12 protein-coding genes and 3 pseudogenes are annotated in these 21573 nt (G+C 65.5%); 4 read left to right on the forward strand and 11 right to left on the reverse strand.

Annotated elements, in window-relative coordinates; translation table 11 throughout:
- Window positions 1-129 precede the first annotated feature (129 nt).
- On the forward strand, window positions 130-1599 hold the full coding sequence (locus SHTP_RS10880) for a glycoside hydrolase family 183 protein (RefSeq protein WP_011741005.1): 1470 nt from the start codon (window positions 130-132) through the stop codon (window positions 1597-1599).
- A gap of 8 nt (window positions 1600-1607) precedes the next feature.
- Here SHTP_RS10880 and SHTP_RS10885 read toward each other — a convergent pair.
- The 4 genes and pseudogenes from SHTP_RS10885 to SHTP_RS10900 all read right to left on the reverse strand — a co-directional run bounded on the left by SHTP_RS10885 (window position 1608) and on the right by SHTP_RS10900 (window position 5921).
- Window positions 1608-2732, reverse strand: a pseudogene (locus SHTP_RS10885) (FAD-dependent oxidoreductase).
- Entirely contained in the window at window positions 2729-3616 is an 888-nt protein-coding gene (locus SHTP_RS10890; protein WP_096370594.1) for a DUF1295 domain-containing protein, read from the reverse strand. Before SHTP_RS10890 ends, SHTP_RS10885 begins: the two are co-directional and overlap by 4 nt.
- Before the next feature lie 263 nt (window positions 3617-3879).
- Window positions 3880-4629, reverse strand: a complete 750-nt coding sequence (uppS, locus tag SHTP_RS10895; protein WP_041324632.1) for a polyprenyl diphosphate synthase — start codon at window positions 4627-4629, stop codon at window positions 3880-3882.
- A gap of 425 nt (window positions 4630-5054) precedes the next feature.
- Window positions 5055-5921: an NYN domain-containing protein gene (locus tag SHTP_RS10900; RefSeq protein ID WP_096370595.1), complete on the reverse strand. Its 867-nt coding sequence runs from the start codon at window positions 5919-5921 to the stop codon at window positions 5055-5057.
- A gap of 628 nt (window positions 5922-6549) precedes the next feature.
- Between SHTP_RS10900 and SHTP_RS10905 the strand changes: the two are divergent.
- Window positions 6550-10224: pseudogene (locus SHTP_RS10905) on the forward strand (PPE domain-containing protein).
- Window positions 10225-10244: 20 nt separating this feature from the next.
- On the opposite strand, the gene SHTP_RS10910 reads toward SHTP_RS10905, so the two are convergent.
- Window positions 10245-11081: an SDR family NAD(P)-dependent oxidoreductase gene (locus SHTP_RS10910; RefSeq protein ID WP_096370596.1), complete on the reverse strand. Its 837-nt coding sequence runs from the start codon at window positions 11079-11081 to the stop codon at window positions 10245-10247.
- Between the two features lie 225 nt (window positions 11082-11306).
- Between SHTP_RS10910 and SHTP_RS10915 the strand changes: the two genes are divergently transcribed.
- Window positions 11307-12548 (forward strand): NRAMP family divalent metal transporter, encoded by a 1242-nt coding sequence (locus SHTP_RS10915; protein WP_172900662.1) that lies wholly within the window; start codon window positions 11307-11309, stop codon window positions 12546-12548.
- A gap of 15 nt (window positions 12549-12563) precedes the next feature.
- Here the strand turns inward: SHTP_RS10915 and SHTP_RS10920 are convergent, their stop codons facing one another.
- Both SHTP_RS10920 and SHTP_RS10925 read right to left on the reverse strand, forming a co-directional pair.
- Window positions 12564-13322: a hypothetical protein gene (locus tag SHTP_RS10920; protein ID WP_011740997.1), complete on the reverse strand. Its 759-nt coding sequence runs from the start codon at window positions 13320-13322 to the stop codon at window positions 12564-12566.
- A 50-nt stretch (window positions 13323-13372) separates the two neighbouring features.
- On the reverse strand, window positions 13373-14359 hold the full coding sequence (locus SHTP_RS10925) for a zinc ribbon domain-containing protein (protein WP_231991390.1): 987 nt from the start codon (window positions 14357-14359) through the stop codon (window positions 13373-13375).
- Between the two features lie 491 nt (window positions 14360-14850).
- Between SHTP_RS10925 and SHTP_RS10930 the strand changes: the two are divergent.
- Window positions 14851-16288: pseudogene (locus tag SHTP_RS10930) on the forward strand (PE family protein).
- Between the two features lie 22 nt (window positions 16289-16310).
- Here SHTP_RS10930 and SHTP_RS10935 read toward each other — a convergent pair.
- Genes SHTP_RS10935 through SHTP_RS10950 form a run of 4 tightly spaced genes read right to left on the reverse strand, consistent with a single transcriptional unit; the run spans window position 16311 to window position 21557 of the window.
- Entirely contained in the window at window positions 16311-17801 is a 1491-nt protein-coding gene (locus SHTP_RS10935) for an acyl-CoA synthetase (RefSeq protein WP_096370599.1), read from the reverse strand.
- A gap of 56 nt (window positions 17802-17857) precedes the next feature.
- Window positions 17858-19276 carry a WS/DGAT/MGAT family O-acyltransferase gene (locus SHTP_RS10940; protein ID WP_096370600.1) on the reverse strand — a complete coding sequence of 473 codons (1419 nt, stop codon included), beginning with the start codon at window positions 19274-19276 and terminating at the stop codon, window positions 17858-17860.
- Window positions 19273-20712 (reverse strand): wax ester/triacylglycerol synthase family O-acyltransferase, encoded by a 1440-nt coding sequence (locus tag SHTP_RS10945; protein ID WP_096370601.1) that lies wholly within the window; start codon window positions 20710-20712, stop codon window positions 19273-19275. The genes SHTP_RS10940 and SHTP_RS10945 overlap by 4 nt, the downstream gene beginning before the upstream one ends.
- The gene (locus SHTP_RS10950; protein ID WP_096372424.1) at window positions 20709-21557 is read right to left on the reverse strand and encodes an SDR family NAD(P)-dependent oxidoreductase; all 849 of its coding nucleotides are present in this window, start codon (window positions 21555-21557) and stop codon (window positions 20709-20711) included. The genes SHTP_RS10945 and SHTP_RS10950 overlap by 4 nt, the downstream gene beginning before the upstream one ends.
- Window positions 21558-21573 lie beyond the last annotated feature (16 nt).

The following is a 21573-nucleotide window of genomic DNA, read 5'->3' on the forward strand; positions in this document are numbered from 1 at the left end:
TGCGTTGCGACACGGTCACAGACGGGTACCTATCGGGGGATCGATGATCACAAAAGCCCCATCGATCACTATCGTCACATCAGCCTACTGCGGACGTCAACGTGATGTTCGGGCGCTGGAAGGTGTTACATGTCGACGATTCATCGACTCGTGTCGTTATCGGTGGCGTCGGCGGCCGCATTCGGGTTCATCGGTGCGGTGGGTCTCGCGCCCATGGCTTCCGCCGTGCCCTGCAGCGGCGATGCAGCGAATGCTCCGCCACCGGCGAACGCGGTGGTGACCGCGCCGTCATCGAAGACCCTCGGCCCGATGACGCGAGGGCTGCGGCCGCGGGGCGCCAACGAGCGTGCGCCCCTGCCCAAGCTGGGCCCCTTGTCACGACTGCTCAATCCGGGTGCGCGGCGCTCCGCACCGGTGCAACAGCAGGCTGCGGTACCGGCGCCGGCGCCGCCCAACCCGGCCAACCAGGCTCCCAACGCCACCCAGATCGCTCCCGATGCGGCGCCCATCCCCGCCCCGGCCCCGCCGCCACCTCCGGATGGGTCGGATGCCGGTGGGGCACTTGGCGGTGCGACGACGTCGCTGGCGGAATGGGTGACCGGACCGGACAGCCCCAACAAGACCCTCGAGCGATTCGGCATCTCCGGCACCGATCTGGGCATCCTGTGGGATAACGGCGATCCCGCCAACCATCAGGTGCTGATGGCCTTCGGTGACACGTTTGGCTATTGCGCTGTCCGCGAGCATCAATGGCGATACAACACGCTGTTCCGCAGTCAGGACCGTAACCTGGCCGACGGACTGCACGTGACCCCCGGCGATCCAGTCAACCGGTACTCCGGTTCGCCGATCAGCCAGCCGGGCTTTTCCAAGCAGATCATCAGCAGCATCAAGTGGGCGCCAGACGAGACGGGAATCATTCCGACGTCAGGCATTGCCGTGGGCAAGACCCAGTACGTCAGCTTCATGTCCATCCGGGACTGGGGCCGCGACGGTGAGTGGACGACGAACTACTCGGGCATCGCGGTTTCCAAAGACAACGGCCAGAACTGGGGAGTTTTCCCGGGGACCATCCGCGCGTCCGGGCCCGATAGCGGACGAGTGCGGTTCGTCCCGGGCAATGAGAACTTCCAGATGGGGGCATTCGTCAAGGCCAACGATGGCTACCTCTACTCGTTTGGCACCCCACCGGGGCGTGGCGGTTCGGCCTACCTGGCGCGCGTCCCGCAGCGTTTCGTGCCCGATCTCACCAAATACCAATATTGGAACGGTGATTCGAACTCATGGGTGGCAGGAAAGCCGGGTGCGGCCACGCCGGTGATCCCGGGGCCGGTGGGTGAAATGTCGGCTCAATACAACACCTACCTCAAGCAGTACCTGGTGATGTACACCAACGGTGGCAACGACGTGGTGGCTCGCACCGCCCCGACTCCGCAAGGACCCTGGAGTCCGGAGCAGATGCTGGTCTCGTCGTGGCAGATGCCCGGCGGCATCTACGCACCGATGATGCACCCGTGGTCCACCGGCAAGGATGTGTACTTCAACCTGTCGTTGTGGTCGGCATACAACGTGATGTTGATGCACACGGAACTGGCATAGCAGGGGGATCAGGTCAACGGGTGGTTCTTGCGCACTCCCCGGTACATGCCCCAACGGACCACCACCGGCATCACCACCCGGTGCACCGACCAGGACGGAAGGCGCAGCGAATGGCCGGTGGGCAGAAAGACTTCCAGCCCGTCGGGCTGGATGCCCAATAGCGAACCCCAGCGCCGCCGCGGCGCCCGATACGAGCGCAGCGGTTTTCCGGTGAACTCGGCGCGAATGTTGTTCGCCACCAAGGCATCGCCACGATTTCGTGCCGAGCTGCGCAGCGGATCGCTGGCAGCCACGTCGCCGACCGCGAATACGTCGCGCCGGCCGGGGACCCGCAACTGCGGGGTCACGCGGACGAAACCATGATCATCGAGTAGCTGCTCGGGCAGCCAGCCGGTGTTGGGTCGTACCTTCCCGATCGCCCACAGCACGGCATCGGCGTGGGCCGCGGGTTGTCCGGTGGTCCACCGTACCGGTGCATTGGTGATCTCATCGCCGGTGAACGCGTCGGGGGTCACCGCGCGGTGGCCGGGATGAAGGCCCACTCCCAGTCCGGTCAGCCGGCCGCGGATGCGCTGTCAGGCCCGGGGATGATAGGCCGTCAACGGGCGTTCTCCCGGGAAATAGAGGTCAATCCGCTTGTCTGGCCAGGTGGTTGCCATGTTGACGGCGCTGCTCACCGCCGCGGCGCCGCCGCCGATGACGATCACCGATGCGGCGGCGGCCAACCTGTGGTGTGCGGCCTGCAGCTCGGCGCCGATGTCGGCGGGCGACTGCAATGTCGGCCGACGCCAGAAGCCGTTGCTGACCCCGGTCGAGATCACCAGGGCGTCATAGGCTTCGGCGAATGTCGTGCCATCATCGCAGCGGACGAATACGGATCTGGCGGCAAGGTCGACGCCGGTCAGTTCGGCCTGGATCGTGTGTACCCGGTCCAGACGCCGGAACTTGTCGAACGCAATCCAGTAGTCGCGGGCCCAGTCATGCGGGCGGGTGAGCCGCACACCGAGCTCCTGGCCGCTCACCAGGGCGGGTTTGGCCGAGATCCCCACCACGTCACAATGGCGGGACAGCCGGATGGCGATCAGCACTCCCACATCACCCAGCCCGGCGACGACAACGCGCTTGCGGTTCATGTCATCGATCGCCGGGGCGGTCTGGGCACAAAGCGCGGCACTCGGTCGACTACCTCGCGATACTGCGGGCGCCGTTGCAGATTGCGCGTTTCCATCATCGGAATGCTGGCGCCCAGGAACATGGCAAGCATCGCGCCCGCACCGGCGAACAACCACCACGCGTCCGATGGGGAAGCGGACACGCCGAACAAGGCCAAGGCAAACCAAAAGCCGAATTCCCCGAAGTAGTTGGGATGCCTCGACCAACTCCACAACCCATGGTCCATGACCGCACCGGGTCGCCGGTCGCGGACGAATGCGTGCAGTTGACGGTCCGCCAGGAATTCGAAGGCCACCGCTGCCAGACCCACCCCGAAGGCGACGATTGTCAGCCAGCGAACGCCGGGGCCGGCGCGGGTGATGCCGACATAGGCGGGCAACATGCCCGCGAACACTTGCCCGGTGGGTATGAGGTGTATCGCCACCAGATCGACGGCGAATTCCCAGCGGCCAGCACGCTCCCGCAGCAGGGGGTAGCGCCAGTCCTCGTGGTGTAGCCCCGCAAATCCGCGGACCCAGTTCGTCGTCAGGCGCACCGTCCACACCCAGATCACGATGGTGATCAGCCAGCAGCGCAATCGATCAGCCGACGATCCAGCGTGAGCCCACCAATACAGCGCCAGCAGCGGTGGGACGACACTCCAGTACGCGTCATAGAAGCTCGAGTTGTGGTAGGCGCGGCTGAAGGCGAAAACCACCAGGGTGGCGAGCACGTCGGCCGCCAACGTGTCCACCCATAGCCGTCCGGTGGTCGGCCCCCACGCCAGCCAGGCGGCGCCCACCCCGACAGCGACGACGTAGGCGCCGCCGATGATCGTCAATGATCGTCGTTTGGTGGTGGTCATTGGCGGGCGAAGCCGTTGGCGCGCATCACCGCGCGCCTGCATGATGGGCAATTCACTTCGGCTGCTCCACTTTTCACCGACCGCCTGCCGGCGTGTGACGGACTGCGCCGGCCAACCGGCGTCGCGTCACCGCTGGGCGAACTGTAACACGTTCTATTGATGCCCCGGTGAGTCGCACTCGGTGGAACAGCAATCGGCGTCGGGGCGCTTTCCGCCCGCGCGGCCGTGGCGTACGCCTTGATGCGGCGGAAGGCGGCAGGCGGCTACGGGCTCTGCTCGCGGTGTGAGGTTCCTAGGGTGCGGACGCGCTGTCCGAACTCGATGAGCGCGTTCTCGAGGTGCTCGCGAGTGAAGTCCGGCCACAGTTCATCGAGGAACAACAGTTCGGAGTAGGCCGATTCCCAGAGAAAGCCGTTGGACAGGCGCCGGTCGCCCCCGGTACGGATGACGAGATCCGGATCTTGCATCTCGGGCGCGTAGAGCAGCCGGTGGAACGCCTCCGGGCCACCGCCGGTGTAGCGCTCCGCGGCATCTAGCACCTCCTGGCGGCCGCCATAGTTGAGCGCGACGAACAGTGTCATGCGGTCGTTGTGGGCTGTTGCGGCCTCGGCGCGATCGATCGCGTCAAGCACGTTGTGCGGTAGGCCGACGCGCGCGCCTACGACCTTTAGCCGGATGCCGAGAGGTTCCAGTGCCTGGATGCCACGATCGAACAGGGTGCTGAAGATGTCCATCAGTCCGGAAACCTCGGCGGAGGCACGGCCCCAGTTCTCGGTAGAGAAACCGTAGAGCGAGAACTGCGTGAGACCCAGTTCGCAGGCATCGCGGACGCGGTTGAACGCCACCTCGCCTCCGGCTAGGTGGCCTTCCATCGCAGAAAGACCGCGCTGGGCCGCCCAACGCCCGTTGCCGTCGGGACACACAGCCACATTGAGCGGAAATCGTCTAGCTGTCACATCCGAGCGGTCCTTGGTATCTGCATGAATGCCGGTCCGCGGATCCGACAATTGCATGCGAAGCAAGCGATCGATTGTGGCCGGTAATATCTGACACAGCAGCCGACATCGAGCCGGTATCCGGCCCTATTTCCAACATGCGGTCAGGGGTGTATCGCTCGAGATTGAGCGCACTGAAGTTCGGTCCGCGCGGGCAATCGTCGGTCCAGATCTACGGGCGTCCAAGCCTCGCCGGGTCCCCGTCTACCTGGTGCTATTCGGGTCGTCGTGGCGATGACGGAATCCGTCGCGATCAACGCATTGATCCCATTCACCTCGGTGTGCGCAGCGATTTGACGCACGCGTGGGATTGCTGTCGTTGGCAACTTCGGCCCTTCTTCGCCGGCATGATTGCCCCGCGATTTGTCCCGGCCACAACATGCCCGGCGCCGGAGCGGTCTTGCACCCGGAACCCCGCGCGAGGCGTACGCGCTGGGCACCCGTTAGGAATCGGCCTCGGTATGGAGTCGAACCAGTCGGGTGGTGCTGCTTTCATCGAGGTCCACCAGGTCGCTGCGGGAGCGCAGGAAGTCACTGAATGACTTGAAGCCGAGGGACTTTTCGCTGAACGATGGATCCATTCGCTTCATCTGGGCCTTGACCGCGGAGTTGTGCAGCCATTCGGCGTCGTCCTTCTCCTGCCCGATGCGCAGGGCGCGCTTGAGCAACCCGGTGGCGGCGGTTTGCGCGTCCGGTGGCGTCGGCTCGTCGCGATCGCCGGCGGTCGAGCGCCGGCTGCGCTTCTTGGCCGCGGGCGGGGGCAGGGTCGGTATCCCGGGCAGGGCGTCATAGGTGACGAACTCGTCGCAGGCGGCGGCCAACGACCCGCTGCTGGCACCCGCCACGCCGATCCCCACGACGTAACGTCCTAAGCGCTTGCAGCGCTGGGCAAGAGCGATGTAATCGGAGTCGCCGCCGACGATCACCACGTGCGTCAGATCGGGTAGCCGAAACATGTCCTCGACCGAATCGACGGCTAGTCGATTATCGGCCCCGTTCTTGCCATAGGAGGCGGCTGGGAACAATTGGACCAGGTCAACCGCGCGGCCCACCAACTGGCCGTGGTAGCCAGCATTGACGTCGGCGGACCAGTCCGCATAGGCGCGGGTGAGTACCAGTGTGCCGAACGAGGGGGCGAAGTCGATGATCGCACCCAGATCGACGGTCGCCAGCTGCAATCGTTCTTGTTCCAGACCCTTGGATTTGTCCCGGTGGAACGTGTTTCGGCCGTGGACTTGCTCGTAGCGCGAGATGACGATGTTGTCGAAGTCGAAGTAGACCGCCACCCGGGAGGTGCTGGAGTCGGTCATGTAGCGGGTGTCGTCTGTGACTCGGGCAAGTCAGTTGCTGGGAGAAATGCGACCATCCGGTTATCGTGCCCCTCGAAGTGCGACGCCATCAAGCCGGCTGCCGCCGGATCGCGGCCCCAACGCCCCAGACCGGCATGGTCCAGGACGTTTGAGAGAGATATTGGCGGCACAAATTCCCACCAGGGCCCCGGGAGGGCCTCTGACCATATCGAAAGGTGCTGAATGCGAGTAATTTTCGCGTTGCGGGGCAGCGTCCAAACGGATTTCCTGGCCGGGTGCCATCCGGATTACGGTATGCGGAGTTCTCTCGTCATTCAGAATTGATACGGGGATTTCTTCCAAACAGGCATATTTTTCCGCTGTTGCCAGATATGTTTTTGCTGCCAAGTTGCTTGATTCGACCGGATCAGCGGCCTGCCTGTCGCGGGCGGAGGCACGCAATGATGCGGGGTCACGCTCAGCGGCCCATCGGCGATATGACGCCGGTGTGGGTGAAGCCGTGGGTTGGCACGCGAGGCGGGCTCCGGCTAGGTGTGCACGGTTGGCCGGGTGGATCGGGCGATAGCGGTCGTAGGTACGTGGTGGTGGGCGACAGCGCAGGTGCTGTGGACGGGAACGGACGGATGCAATGAATTTTTCAGTGTTGCCGCCAGAGATCAACTCACTACGACTGTTTTCCGGCGCCGGGTCCACATCGATGCTAGAGGCGGCAGCAGCGTGGGGGAGCCTGGCTGACGAGCTGCAGGTCGCGGCGTCTTCGTTCTCGTCGGTCACCGCCGGGCTGGCGAGTGGGGCATGGCAGGGGCCGGCGTCGGCAGCGATGTCAGCCGTAGCCGCACCGTACGCGAGCTGGTTGAGCGCGGCGGCGGCCCAAGCCGCGGGCACGGCGGGGCGGGCGTCGTCGGCGGCGGCGGCGGTGTTCGAGGCCGCACAGGCCGCGATCGTGCATCCAGCAATGGTGGCAGCCAACCGCAACGAGCTGGGGGCGCTGGTGATCTCCAACCTCTTCGGACAGAACGCGCCAGCGATCGCGGCGACCGAGGCCGTCTACGAACAGCTGTGGGCCCAGGATGTGGCCGCGATGGCGGGCTATCACGCAGGAGTCTCGGCGATAGCGCAGCAGTTGGCTCCGTGGCAGCAGGCGCTGGCCCTGCCCGCCGCGGATGCCGACTTCAGCCTTTCTATCTTTGGTCTGCACCTGGTGAAGACCGGTACCGCGAATGCGACCACGACGTTTGGCGGGTTGGCGATCGCCTCGGGCGCGAACAGCTCGGCCGATGCTGGCGTGGCCGATATCGCCTTCGCCTTCGGAAGCGGTAGCAGCGCCTCCGCCACCGGTGGCGTGCTCAACATTGCCGGGGTCGGCGGCGCCAATAGCTCGGCCAGCGCGACCGGCTGAATCAACATCGGCACCGGTGCGCTCGCGTTCGGCGACGGCAACACGGTCAACGCCAGCTCCATCGGCGTCGCCAATATCGGCACGGTGGCCGCGGCGTTCGGCAACAACAACTCGGTGACCGCGATCGCCAACGGGGTGGAGAACAACGCCACCGTTGCGGCCGCGTTCGGCAACAACAACACCGACGTCTCGGCGATCGTCAATGGTGTGGAAAACACCGGTGTGGTGTCGGCCGTGTTCGGCAGCGACAATTCCGGAGTTTCTGCCAACGCGTTCGGTGTGGAAAACAACGCCATAGTTGCCACCGCTGCCGGCTCTGGCAACAGCAATGTGATGGCCAACGCCGGCGGCGTGGGCGCCAATGAAATCCTGGTGGCAGCGGCACTCGGCAACAACAACTCGGCCATAGCCGACGCCACCGGCGTGGGCGGCACTCTCGGTACCGGCGCCATTTCGTTGATCGGGAACAACAACACGCTTTATGCCGACGCCACCGGTGCTGGTCATATCGGCACCGTCGCCAGCGCGTTGTTCGGCGACAACAATGGAGTCAAAGCCACTTCCTTCGGCTTGAACAACATCGCGACGGTGGCCACCGCGGGCGGCAGCGGCAACACCACGGTTGCGGCCGAAGCCAGCGGCGCCGAGAACGTCGCCGTCTTAGCCACCGCGTTCGGCAACAACAACCCCACGGTCACGGCGAACGTCTTGGGTGCGGGCAACCTCGCGACCGCGGCCACCGCGTTGGGTAACAACAACACCATCAATGCCAACGTGGTGGGCTTGGAAAACATCGCCACCGTGGCGACCGCGGGTGGCAACGACAATGGAGTCGGAGCCAGCGGTGTTGGCGTGGGCGGCAATATCGGCAACATTGCGACGGCCTTCGGCAACAGCAACAGTCAGGTCAGCGCCGACGCCAGCGGCGCGGGCGGCAACCTCGGCACCGTCGCCACCGCGTTCGGCAACGAGAACAACGTCACGGCCAGCGCCTTCGGCGCGGGCAATATCGGCAACGTTTCCAGCGCGTTGTTCAGCAATAACAACACGATCTCCGCCAGCTCGATCGGCGTGGAAAACATTGGCACCGTGGCCACCTCGATCGGTGACAACAACACGGTCTCGGCCACCAACGGGTTGGGTCTGGGCGGCAACATCGCCACCGTCGCCACCGCCTTGGGCGGCCAGAACAACACCGTCAGTGCCGAAACCGGCACCGGAGGCGCCAATATCGCGTCGGTGTCGACGGTGTTGTTCGGTGAGAACAACACGTCTTCGGCGAGTGCGATTGGTGCGGGCAATATCGCCAACGTGGCCACGGTGTTGTTCAGCGATAACAACACGTCCAATGCCAGTTCGTTTGGGGTGGAGAACATTGCCGCTGTGGCGACCTCCTACGGTGATGGCAACACTGTGACGGCGACCAACTCGTTGGGGCTGGGTGGCAATATCGCCACGGTGGCCACGGCGTTGGGCGGTCAGGACAACACGGTGAGCGCTCAGGCCGGTGCTGGTGGGGCGAATATCGCGCAGGTGGCCACGGTGTTGTTCGGTGACAACAACACGTCTTCGGCGAGTGCGATTGGTGCGGGCAATATCGCCAACGTGGCGACGGTGTTGTTCAGCAATAACAACACGTCTACTGCCAGTGCGTTGGGTGTGGAGAACTTCGCGACGATCGCTACGTCCTACGGGGACAACAACAATGTCTCTGCGACCGCGCCGGGTATCGGTGCCAACATCGCCACGGTGGCCACTGCGCTTGGGGGGCAAGGCAATACCGTCAGTGCGGAGTCCGGTGGGGCGGGCGCCAATATCGCGTCGGTGTCGACGGTGTTGTTCGGTGAGAACAACACGGCTTCGGCCAGTGGGCTGGGTGCGGGCAATATCGCGGACGTGGCCACGGTGTTGTTCAGCGATAACAACACGTCCACTGTCAGCTCGTTTGGGGTGGAGAACATCGCCACCGTGGCGACCTCCTACGGAGACTTCAACAACGTCTCAGCCAGCACGCCGGGCATCGGTGGCAATATCGCCACCTTCGCCACCGCTTTCGGCGAGGGCAACACCAATGTCCATGCCGAAGCTGGCCCCGGCGGTGCCAACATCGCGACCCTGGCCACTGTCTTCGGCGACGGCAACGCTGTCTCGGTCAAATCGATTGGCGCGGGCAATACCGCCAGCATCGCCACCATGATCGGCAACAACAACACGGCTGACATCAACGTGTTCGGTCTGGAGAATGTCGCCACGGTGGCGACCGCAATCGGTGACAACAACGGTCTGACCGCCAATGCCCCGGGGCTTGGCGCCAACATCGCCATCGCCGCCACGGCCATTGGCGACGGCAACACCGAAGTCACCGCGGATGCCGGCGGCCTGGGCGGCAACATCGGCGTCGCAGCGACTGCCATCGGTGGCGGCAATACGGTCGCGGCCAGCAGCACCGGACTCACCATCGGCAGTGTCGCCACGGCCGTCGGGGATGGCAACACCGGGATCGCGGCGCGCGGACACCAGGCCGGCAATCTGGGCATCGTCTCCACGGCCATCGGTTTCGGTAACACCGATGTCGCCGCCGCCGGCTTTGGTGTGGCCAATATCGGCAACGTGGCCACGGTCATCGGGAGCAACAACCAGAACGTCTTCGCAGGCGGGACGGGGCTCTCCAATATCGCGACCGTCGGCGGGGACAACAACACGGCCCTGGCCGGAGACCAGTCGGGCGGCCTGGCCAGCGTCAATGTCGCAACCGTGTTCGGTAGTGGGTCGGGGGCCAGTGCCTTCAACGGCTTCCTCAACCTCGCCATTGGTGTGACCGACGGTGTCATGGCTTCAGCGGGTCCCGGCAACTTGAACGTGAGTATCCAGCCGTTCTTCGATGTCCAGCCGCTCTTCGGGTGATCGATGCACCCGAGGCTGCGTCAGGGCGCGATGGGACGGTTCGTCCATTCCCGGTCGGGGCGGCGCGACGAGCGGAACCATCCGCCGGCCGCGGCGGTGCCACCATCGGTCGGGATCGTGTGGCCGGTGACGAACGCCGAGAGTTCGCAGGCCAAGAACAGGATCACCCGGGCTTGATCTTCTGGGACACCCATCCGCCCAACGGGAACCCAACCAGGCCACTGCGTCTGTTCGGCATCGGATAGCCACTGCGAGTAGGGCACCTGTAGCGATTCGGTGACGTCCGGGGCGATCGCATTGATCCGCACCCCGTGGTTGCCTACCTGGACGGCAAGGCTGCGGGTGAAATGGATGACGGCGGCCTTGAAGGCTGCATAGACCGGGCCCTCCGGGTAGCCGCGCAGTCCTTCGACCGACGAGACGTTCACAATCGCGCCGCCGTGTTGCTCGATCATCGCCGGCAGAAAGGCGTGAGTCGCCAGCAAGACGTGATGAAGGTTCACTCGATACAGCTCATCCCACAGTTGTGGGTCGGTGTCGACGAAGTTGCCGGGGTGGCGCAACCAGTGGCCGACATTGTTCACCAGGATGTCGAGGCGGCCGTAGCGATCGAGCACGCGCTGAGCCAGCGCGCTGACCTGATCGGCATCGCGGACGTCGGTGCCGACTACCCAAGCCGCACCGCCGATTTCGTCGACGGTGCGGTGGGCAAGCTCCGCATCGATATCGGCGATGACGACCTGGGCGCCGTGTTGGGCGAATAGCCGCGAGGTCGCCGCGCCGATACCGCCGGCGCCGCCCGTCACCACGGCCACCCGGTCGGTCAGCAGTTGCCGGGCCGGCGTTGCTTCATCCACCTGTCACATACTGGGTCACGGCGCGGGCCGGATCCCAGGGCGGGTCATCCTCCGGGACCAAGTGCCGCACGGACCGGAGGGTTTCGGGTTGTCCTCGGGCCACACTGGCTGGCAGTGTTTCGAAGGCATGGCGTTGTTTGGCTGCTATTGCGACTGAGGGGCTTTCGAGACGTGACCGATAGATCCGACGAGCAGGTCCGGGCTACGACCGGGCCTGAGGCATCGATGCGGGTCCATCGCGGCGGCTGGCTGCGCTGGGGCCTGCTGGCGGTCTGGGGTCCGGGCCTGGTGGTGATGTTGGCCGACACCGATGCGGGCTCGCTGATCACCGCTGCCGAGTCCGGGGCGCAATGGGGCTATCGGATGGTGTTGCCGCAATTGATCTTGATGCCGATCCTCTATGTCGTCCAAGAGATGACCGTGCGGCTGGGGATCGTCACGGGCAAGGGGCACGGTGCGCTGATCCGGGAGCGATTCGGCCGCGGTTGGGCGTGGCTTTCGGCATTCACCCTGTTCGCATCGGCCATCGGCGCGCTGCTGACCGAGTTTGTCGGGGTTGCCGGGGTCGGGGAGCTATTCGGGATCTCGCGCTGGGTCAGCATCCCGATTGCCACAGTGATGTTGCTGGCCTTGGCGCTGACCGGCAGCTACCGGCGCGTCGAACGCATCGGCCTGGCCGTCGGCGCAGCGGAAGTGGCGTTCCTGGTGGCCATGGTCATGGCTCGCCCGCAACTGGACCAGCTGCTGGCGGGCTTGCGGTCGATGCCGCTGGGCAACTCGTCCTACCTGTTGCTGGTCGCGGCGAACGTTGGCGCGGTCATCATGCCGTGGATGATTTTCTACCAGCAAGGAGCCGTGGTCGATAAGCACCTGTCGGTGGCCACGATCCGCCAGGCTCGCCTGGACACCGCCGTCGGTGCGGTGCTGACTCAATTGATCATGATCGCGGTGGTGGTGACCGTTGCGGCGACGATCGGAACCCACCATGGTGCGGCGTCGCTGCAAACCGTCGGGCAGATCGCCGATGCCCTGACCCCATACCTGGGCCGACTCGGTGGAACCGTGTTGTTCGGACTGGGAATGTTGGGTGCCGCCCTGGTCGCCGCCATTGTCGCGTCGCTGGCTGGAGCGTGGGGACTATCCGAGGTCTTCGGCTGGCGACACACTCTCAACCAGCGGCCCAACCGGGCCACCGCCAAGTTCTACACCACTTATGCGCTTGCCCACATCATCGGCGCCGTCCTCGTCCTGGGCGGCGTCGACCTGGTCAATCTGGCCGTCGATGTCGAAGTGATGAACGCACTCTTGCTGCCGATCGTGCTGGGGCTGCTGCTGGTGCTGGAAGCCCACACGCTGCCCGAAGAATGGCGCATGCGCGGAGTGCGCAAGTACATCACTCGGACCCTGTGCCTATTTGTCATCGCCTTCGGGCTCTACATGGTTCCCCAAGCCCTCGGCTGGCTTTGACCAGCTGGCCGAACACTAGAGCATGGAGTCGATCATGGCTCGGGCGTCATCGGGAGCCTGGCTCGGTGCATCGGCGGTGCGCCGGAAGTCGATGAAGGCCGACTGGTGGGTGGAGGTGTTCAGCAATTCGGCGAAGGCGCCGCTGACCGAAAGCTCGCCTTGTTCGGTGAACACGTCGGCGAAGTAGTCCATCAGCGCGGCCTGCTGGAACTTGGCGCTTTCCAGGGTCTTGGTAGTGGCCTTGAACAACACCGGGTTGGCGAGATCGCCCGACGAAGGATCGGTCAACCTGGCGATGTCGGTCCGCAGCGCGGCGACGACATCTGTCTCATCAGTGGTCTTGACGGCGACGTACATCTGGGCGCTGGTGTCGCCGTTTTGCAGCGTCACCCAATTCGGCCCCCGGTTCACCAGGGTCCAGCCCGGCGCGGCCGTGACCGATATGCCCTCGGCGATGTCGATTGACTCGGCCGAGGCCAGCCTCAACCGCATCGTCACGGGGGTGCGTACCGGCGCTTCCGGGTCAGGCAATCGGGCAGTGCCGGGCCCAGCGGCTGCGGCCATGGCAGCATGGCCACCGGGCAGAATCGACGGCGGCTTGGATCGCTCGGCCTTGCCGCTCAGCACAATCGCCGCGGTCACGGCTGCGGCGATCAGGATGACTACGCCGATGATGGCGATGATGACGGCCGAGTGCAATCGGTGTCCGACCCGGCCGCCGCCGTGCGGGTAGTGCGGTGGCGGGGGAGTATCCGGTGGCGGTGCTGCTGACATCGTGGCTCCTTGTTTTGCCGTGGTTTCAGGCCGGCGGTACCGCGGTTCGGTTATCCGTTGATGGGGCGGTTCAGGGCAGGATGGCCGGCTAGTGCGGCCGTGGCTGTTCCGCAGACTTGGCGGAACGCGCTCCCGCTGCCGATTGCCGCGCCGCAGTGAGCGCAGACCTGGTGGGTATCGGGGGCGCGGGTCAAGGTGGCGTCCCCGGTGAGGGCGGCCTGGGCTTCGGCGAGCAGCGCGGTATGCAAACTGGCGCGGGTTGCGACCAGCCCGGCTGCGGCCAGCACCAATGCGGCCAACGCGGTCAGCACAATGCCGCGAGTCCCGTAGGGGGTGAGCAGGGTGGTCGCTAGTTCGTACAGCAGTACCAACGCCACGCCCTCCAGCAGCCCCAGGGCCGTGTTGCCGCCGGTGCCGCGCAACGGCACCACGACCAGGGTGGCAGCGCAGGCCATGATGATCGGCTGCAAAAACCCGAGTGTCAGCGCGATGAAAGCGACGTGTGTCGGGTCGATATGGGTCGTCGGGAGATGGGTGAACGCGCCACGCTCTACCACCACGCTCAGCCCCAAAGACAGCGCCGAACCGCTGAGCGAGCAGGCGACGGTGGCATCGACCGGGTGCCGAAACGCGCTGCGCGCCGTCACCAGCAGCGGCGCAATCAATGCCGCGGCGAAAGCCACAACCGGGATGAGCACGCCCAATTCGAAGATCTGGGACAGCGGTGGTAACTGGCGATCCGGTGCGGCCAATAGCACCGGCTTGGTGAAGTGCTGTTCGACCATCCCCACGCCGACACCGAGCAGCAGGGAAAGCGCAAACGCCACCCCGATGACGGTGAACGGTTCCTGTCGCCACACATCGTGGTCGTGGACATAGGTCAGGACGGCCGCAGGCAGCGCAATCGCCGCCAATACCAATGCGATAGAAAGCATCCCGAACGCCGCGACGATCAGCGACGCCAATAGCGCCAACGCGACCATCGCTCGGTAGATGTGGCGGCGCCCGCCCGCCAGGTGTGGCATCAGCGTGCTCATCACCGCGAGCGCCCGCACCGGCTCTTCGGGATGTGCGGCGAAATGTCGGGACCGATCGATGGCCGGATTCAGTGGACTACCGCACCGGGAGCAGAAACGGGCGGCATCCGCGTGTGGGGTCGAACAATTCGCGCAGTCCATAATTGCCCAAGGATAGCGACAGATCTCATATCTAATACAGATCTTTTCCAAACCGCTTACAAGGCGTGTTCAGATTATTTTGGTCGTGACCGTGCCTGCTGTCGCTGCGGCAAGACGGTGCGTGCCGACCGCATGGTCGGGATGGGGGCTGGCACGTCGGGAGCCGCGGGGACGGCGGGCTGGCTCAGGTTGCCCATTGCCCCCACCCGATCGGTGAAACTACCAGGTCAGCGCCGCCCATCGCGCTACAGTTGGGCACCGATGCGCCCGCATTGGCCGGGTTCGATTACCCCGCCCTGACTCGCGCCACGATCCGCGGCGCTCGTCCGGGTCACGTTGGGAGTGTGGCCATGTCATACCTGACGGTTGCGCCAGAGGCGCTGTCGGCGGCGACCAGCGATGCGGCCGAGATCGGGTCGGCGCTGGCCGCGGCCAACGCGGCAGCGGCAGCGCGTACGGCGCGGCTGCTGTCCGCCGGTGGCGACGAGGTGTCGGCGGCCATCGCGGCGGTGTTCTCCGCGCACGGGGTCCAATATCAGGCGATCAGCACTCAAATGGCGCAATTTCACCGGCAATTCGCCCAAGCACTGAGCGTCGCAAACCGTTCGTATGCACTCGCCGAGGCGGCCAATGTATCCCCGCTTCAGGCCATCGAGCAACAGCTGCTCGCGGCCATCAACGCGCCCACCCAGACACTGTTGGGCCGACCTCTCATCGGCAACGATGCCGATGGGGCGCCTGGACAAAACGGCGCGGCCGGTGGGCTTTTGTGGGGTAACGGCGGAGCCGGCGGGGCCGGCACCGCGCCACACACCGCGGGTGGTAACGGCGGGGATGCCGGCCTGATCGGTAACGGCGGGGCCGGTGGAGCCGGCTTTAATGCCGGCAACGGCGCTGCGGGTGGGGCCGGTGGCGCCGGCGGGCATGGCGGCTGGCTTTACGGCAACGGGGGCGTTGGCGGCGTAGGCGGCACCGGCGGGGCAGGGGTGCCCGCCGTGCCGACCGGTGGTGACGGTGGCGCCGGTGGCGTGGGCGGAGCTGCCGGGCTGTGGGGCGACGGCGGTGCCGGTGGGGCCGGGGGGCAAGGCGGTGCGGGTCGGGTAGGCGCGGCCGGCGGAGCCTCTTCGGGCGGTACCGGCGGGCATGGCGGGGTGGGCGGGATAGGCGGTTCCGGCGGGGCGGGTGGCTGGGTTGCCGGCAACGGCGGTGCGGGTGGGGCCGGCGGTGCCGGGGGGGATGGGCGGCATGGGTGGCACCGGTGCTTCCATCGGCGGCGGCGGTGGCACTGGCGGTGCTGGCGGGACCGGTGCCGCCGGGGGCGATGGGGGTTGGTTGTTCGGTGACGGTGGGTCCGGTGGCACCGGTGGAGCGGGCGGGCAAGGTGGCGCCGGCCGAGGCAGCGAGATCGGGGGCGGCGCCGGCGGCGCCGGGGGCATGGGCGGCAACGGCGGTAATGGCGTTGGCAACCCGGGGGATGGCGGAGACGGCGGCGGTGGCGGTGCCGGGGCCAGCGGTGGGGACGGTGGCTGGCTGTGGGGCAGCGGTGGCAACGGCGGCAGCGGCGGAGCGGGTCGTGACGGTGCAGACGGTGGCGTCGACCCGAAGAGCGGCCGCACCGGCGCCACCGGTGACGGTGGCGATGGCGGCGACGGCGGCGACGGCGGCGACGCCGCACTCGTCGGCAACGGTGGCAATGGCGGGGCCGGCGGCAGTGGCGTCACCGACGGAGCCGGCGGGCGCGGCGGTGCAGGTGGCGGGCTTTATGGAACGCCCGGCATGTCGGGCTAGCCGCGACACCGCGCCGGGGCTCTCACCGATACAGTTCGCGCAGCTCCCGCTTGAGCACCTTGCCTGCCGGATTGCGGGGCAGCGTCGCGGTGAAGATCAACCTTTTCGGCAACTTGTAGCGCGCCAGCCGGGCGGCGCAGAACTCCACGATGCCCGCTTCGCTCACCGCACCCTGGTCGGACACCACGATGGCGCAGGCGATCTCGCCCCATTTCTGGTCGGGCAGCCCGATGACGGCCACTTCGGCGACGCCGGGGATGCCGGTGATGACGTTCTCGATCTCGGCCGGGTAGATGTTCTCACCACCGGAGATGATCATGTCTTTGATGCGGTCTTTGATGTAGAGATAGCCGTCTTTGTCGATCTCGCCGACATCGCCGGTACGGAACCAGTCGCCGTGGAAAGCGTCGCGGGTGGCGTCCGGGCGGTTCCAGTATTCCTTGAGCAGGAAGTCGGACTTGATCACCACCTCGCCCTGCCCGCGTTCGGCGATCATGCCGTCGTCGGTGCGTACGCGAACGTCGGCGAACATGGTGGCGCGTCCGGCCGAGCCGACCTTGGCCAGGGCGTCTTCCCCGAGCAGCAGGGTGCCGCCGCCGCATGATTCGGTGAGTGCGTAGCCCTGAACGACCTGCATCTTCTTGGCGGCATACATCCTGATCAGCGCCTCGGGCATGGGCGCACCGCCGGTGATGAAGCAACGGAACTCGGGTGCATCGAGCTCGGTGAATTCGGGTACCAAACGCATGAAGTTCAAAATCGCCGGTACGGCGCCGGCCAGCGAAACACGCTCGTCGACGATCAGCGACCAGGCCTTGGCCGGGTCGAACTGTGGCATCGAGATAAGGGTGACGCCGCGCATGGCGCACATGATGACCGTCGTCGGCGCCGCGACGTGGAACATCGGCAACGGCAGCAATAGGCGGTCCTGGTAGCGCACGTCTACGGTCAGTGACCATGAGCTGGCCGCCGTGTGCACCGAGTCATGAGTATGCACAACCCCTTTGGGGTTTCCGGTGGTGCCCGAGGTGTACATGATGAACAGGTTGTCCGACCCGCCGCTGTCGCAGACCGGCTCGCCGGCATCGGCGGTTTCGAGGCGTTGCGCCAGGGAGCCTTCGCCGTCCGACAACGGCACCCAGCTGATGACGTTGTGGGACCGCTCGGTTGCGGTTTTGATCGCGGTGACCACCGGCTCCAATGACTGGTGATAGATCAGGACGGTGCTGCCGCTGTCGGCAAGGATGAATCCCAGTTCGGGTGCGGCCAGGCGGGTGTTGAGCGGCACGGCCACCGCCCCGAGCTTGGCTGCGCCGTAGAACAGGCAGCAGAACGCAACACTGTTCGGCATCAACAGCGCGACGCGATCGCCCTTGCCGACCCCGAGCGCCCTCAGCACGCTGGCGCATCGGTTGGTCAGCATATTCAGCTCGGTGTAGTCCATCCGAACGTTGGTCGAGGGCTCTACGTAGGCCTGCGGCCGAGGAGAGATATGCGCGCGTTGTTTGAGCATGGCGCCGATGTTCTTCCTGGTGGTTCCTGTCCGGTCGAGCGGGTTGACGATGTGTCTTATGCGGAATCGGCCTGGTGACCAGCGATTGCCGGTGCTGACCTGCCGATGTCGGCTTGTAGTTGGCCGAGGGCCTGCTCAATCAGTTGGGCAAGCCGGGCGGGCTCGCGTACGGCCTCGGGTGCAGCGCCGATGCCCAGGCACAGTTGCTCGTTCACGCTTGCGACGGTGACGTTCAGCCCGGCTCCCGGCGGCAAGATGGGCAAACCACCGAATGAGACCATCGGTGCACCGGCCAAATACAGGTGTTCGGCAGGGCCTTTCATGTTCGATATCACCAGGTTGGCGCTGGGCGCCTTGCCGAACCCGGGCAGCACATCCGACATGGCCAGACTGGCAAACAGCGAGAGCGTATATGCCTGACGTGACGGCGATTTCATGCCGTTCCCTTTGTCCTTGGCGGCTGTTGTGGCCTGGCTGACCTGCTTGAGGCGCTGCCTGAGGTTTGCCTTGGGCGCACCCATCGCGATGAGTTCGGCGCTCACCTGGTTGCCCGCCCCGGCTTGGGACCGCATCGACATCGGCATCAAGGCCACCAGCGGCCGGTCGGCCGGCGCCCGGTGTTCGTCGAGGTAGTGATGCAAGGCGTCGTCGACGATGGTCATGACGACATCGTTGATGGAGGTATCGGTGGCCTTGGCGACGGCCTTTACCTCGGCGAGCGGCAACTCCATATTCGCGTAGGCGCGTGCCGCCGATTTCGCGGTGTGGTTCAACAGGGTAGGGCTTGCGGCGAAGGGCAGGGCCCCCCGCTGCGGCTTGAGCTGCAGTGCTTGCGCGCCGAGGTCTACCGCGTCACCGACCATGCCGGCCAGATCCGACGGCAGCTTGGCGATGCCGGTGAGGCCGCGTTGCAGCCACTGCCGGCGCGAAACGCGCGGCTGCGGCCGGCGCGGCGCACGAGCGCTCGGTGCCGGCATCCATGAACCGGCCAGCGTCTTGTCGTGCGGGGAAGTGCTCAGGAAACCGCGCATTGCACGCAACCCGCCCTCACCGTCGATGAGCGCGTGGTGCACCTTGAGCATGATGGCGATGCGACCGCGCTCAATCCCATCGATGATGTAGCACTCCCACAGCGGGTGCCCCCGGTCGAGCAGCCCGGTGTTCAGGAATGACACCGTCTCGTAGAACTGGGCCATCGAACCGGGTCCCGGTAACACGATGTGCTGGACATGGTTTCGCATGTCCGGCTCGACGATTTCCCACCGTGCGACATTCCTGCCCAGCCAGCTGAGCCTGTAGTTGAAGGGTTCGATCGCCCTACTGTGCCGATACGCGTCGAACAGGCGTGAGCCGAACGACGAATGTTGTCCTTTTGGCTTCTGGAAGATCGTGAAGGCCGTCATGTGAAACGGCCGGTTGGGCCGCTCGAGTAACAAGAAGGACAGATCGATCGGACTGATTCGGTTGGTGTTCATGCGGCTTCCTTTGTGCTCGGTACTGCGGTAAGGGAATTGAGTTCATCGACGAGGTAGTCGAACATTCGCCAGCCGTCGTCGAGCACCGCGCGGTCGGCCAGAATGCAGATGTTGGCCTGTCCGCAGTAGCTCCACATGGTGATGTTGAGCGCCGTGCCGTCAGCGATCTGACCGGTGGAGAACCAGTTCGATACCTTCCAATGATCCAGGTAGAGAGTTTCTTTGGGGCCGGGGACATTCGATAACACCACGTTGCCGAAGAATCCGAAGCGTCCTCGGCTGCGGTGTATGGCCTTGCGGATGATCTTGATGCCCCACGGTGGCAGCACCTGCATCACGGAGTTGAAATCGGCACCGGCCTCCTTGACCGCCTTGATGTGCTCTTTCATCTGCGTGTTCGCCTCGCGGCTGGCTTGCAGCCGTGCGCTCGGGTCGGCGATGTCGCTGCGCAGCCAGCAGTAGTCCACGGTTGCGTAGTTACCCAAACCCTGCATACCCAAGGGCCGTTCGCCCGCGAACGGGGTAGCGCCGATCAGCGGGTGGGCGTCCGGGTCGTAGTCCAGGTCGACAAGCAGACGTCGCAGGGCACCGGCCGCGCAGCTGCTGAAGACGTCGTTGATGGTGACACCAAGTGCCTTGGCCACGGCCGAGAAGTGCTGCAGCGGGACGCTGTCACAGACAAATGTGCGCGCGGCACTCAGGTTGACGTTGATCGGCGTTCGTTGCATCTGCCGGGCCGACGGGTGCGGTGGCAAGCCGGCCGACTTGCGCTTGCGGTCAAACAGGAATTTTCGCCATAGTCCGGTGGCCACCTTCGATACGTTGCCGATCACGGTCTCCGGCCAGTCCCGGACGGCCCAGCCCAGCCGGGTCGGCCAGGAGGCGAGTGGGGCGGGGCGATAGTCCGGGGCCTCGGCGGCTCCGACACCACGATGGTGCTGGTAGAACTGCTGCATCAGCCACGCGGCGCCGACGCCGTCGACATAGGCATGATGGACCAACATGACCAGCGCTACCTTGCCCTCGGCGAGTCCCTCGACCACCCACATCAGCCACAACGGGCGATCACGCTCGAGTTGCGCCGAATAGATCGTTGTCAGCACCGCACAGAGGCTCTTGTGGTCGCCCGGCGCCGGGCACGCGACGCGGTGAATGTGGTTGTGCAGCTCGAAGTCCGGATCTTCCACCCAATAGGGGTGATTCAGGCCTAGTGGCGACTCGACGCACTTCCACCGCAACATCGGCAGTAGATGTATCCGCCGCGCCGCCTCGGCGTAGAACCTGTCGAATGACCAGCCCTGCGCATCGGTGGACGGATCGATGATCGCGACCTTGAACGTGTGCATGTAGGCGCGCGGAGTCTCCATCCCGAGCATGAACGCGTCCGCGCCGCTGAGCCGTTGGGGTCGCGTGACACCTTTGATCGGCGCGGTCATTTCGCGGCCTTCGCCATCTGTGCGGATACCCAGCGGGCCAGCGGTGGCATGATGCGTGACAACACGTACATGACGTGCGCCTCGGCGGCGACCGGCGCGACCGCCTTGTTGCGCTCGACCGCTCGCAAGATGTTGCGGGCCGCACGCGCTGGCGTGTATCCGCGCCTCTGATACGTCACGGTCAGGCGCTGCCGGCGCCCCTCGGTGTCGCCGGCTCCGCGGATCGGGCTGGCCTTGGTGATTGCGGTGTTGATGACACCGGGGCAGATCGCGGTGACGCCGATGCGATGGGGCTCGAGCTCGATACGCAACGCGTCCGATAGCCCCAACACGGCGAACTTCGTTGCGCTATATGCCGAGAGTGCGGGATTGGCAAGCAGACCCGCGGCCGAGGAAAGGTTGACGACGTGTCCGCCCCGACCCGACTCGATCATGGCCGGGAGAAAGGCCTCACAGCCATGGACGACACCCATCACGTTGATCGACACCAGCCAGTCCCAGTCTTTACGGCTGGTGTCCAGGAACCCCCCGATGAGGCCAACTCCGGCATTGTTGACCAGGAGGTCCACCCCGCCGAAGTGGCCGAGGGTGGCGTCGGCGAAGGCGGTCATCTGCTCGGGATCGGACACGTCCACCCGGCGGGTGATGACGTCATGTCCGAACCCGCGGGCGGTTTGTGCGGTATCGGCCACCGCGGTGTCGTTGATGTCGCAGAGCGCGAGATCGGCTCCGCGTTGCGCGCACAGCAGGGCCAGTTCGCGGCCGATGCCGCTGCCGGCACCGGTTATCGCCACCACTCGGCCAGCGAGATCTGAGGTGTTGGTTCCTGAGTTGAGTTTGAACATGGTGAGCAAAGTACGG

This window comes from Mycobacterium ulcerans subsp. shinshuense (assembly GCF_002355775.1).
In the GTDB taxonomy this organism is placed as follows: Bacteria; Actinomycetota; Actinomycetes; order Mycobacteriales; family Mycobacteriaceae; genus Mycobacterium; species Mycobacterium marinum.

What these genes read in the sequence shown, in the direction of transcription:
- SHTP_RS10880 (WP_011741005.1), top strand. Translation starts at nt 130, where the DNA reads ATGTCGACGATTCATCGACTCGTGTCGTTATCGGTGGCGTCGGCGGCC.
- SHTP_RS10890 (WP_096370594.1), bottom strand. Translation starts at nt 3,616, where the DNA reads ATGACCACCACCAAACGACGATCATTGACGATCATCGGCGGCGCCTAC.
- uppS (WP_041324632.1), bottom strand. Translation starts at nt 4,629, where the DNA reads ATGCAATTGTCGGATCCGCGGACCGGCATTCATGCAGATACCAAGGAC.
- SHTP_RS10900 (WP_096370595.1), bottom strand. Translation starts at nt 5,921, where the DNA reads ATGACCGACTCCAGCACCTCCCGGGTGGCGGTCTACTTCGACTTCGAC.
- SHTP_RS10915 (WP_172900662.1), top strand. Translation starts at nt 11,307, where the DNA reads ATGCGGGTCCATCGCGGCGGCTGGCTGCGCTGGGGCCTGCTGGCGGTC.
- SHTP_RS10920 (WP_011740997.1), bottom strand. Translation starts at nt 13,322, where the DNA reads ATGTCAGCAGCACCGCCACCGGATACTCCCCCGCCACCGCACTACCCG.
- SHTP_RS10925 (WP_231991390.1), bottom strand. Translation starts at nt 14,359, where the DNA reads ATGAGCACGCTGATGCCACACCTGGCGGGCGGGCGCCGCCACATCTAC.
- SHTP_RS10935 (WP_096370599.1), bottom strand. Translation starts at nt 17,801, where the DNA reads ATGCTCAAACAACGCGCGCATATCTCTCCTCGGCCGCAGGCCTACGTA.
- SHTP_RS10940 (WP_096370600.1), bottom strand. Translation starts at nt 19,276, where the DNA reads ATGAACACCAACCGAATCAGTCCGATCGATCTGTCCTTCTTGTTACTC.
- SHTP_RS10945 (WP_096370601.1), bottom strand. Translation starts at nt 20,712, where the DNA reads ATGACCGCGCCGATCAAAGGTGTCACGCGACCCCAACGGCTCAGCGGC.
- SHTP_RS10950 (WP_096372424.1), bottom strand. Translation starts at nt 21,557, where the DNA reads ATGTTCAAACTCAACTCAGGAACCAACACCTCAGATCTCGCTGGCCGA.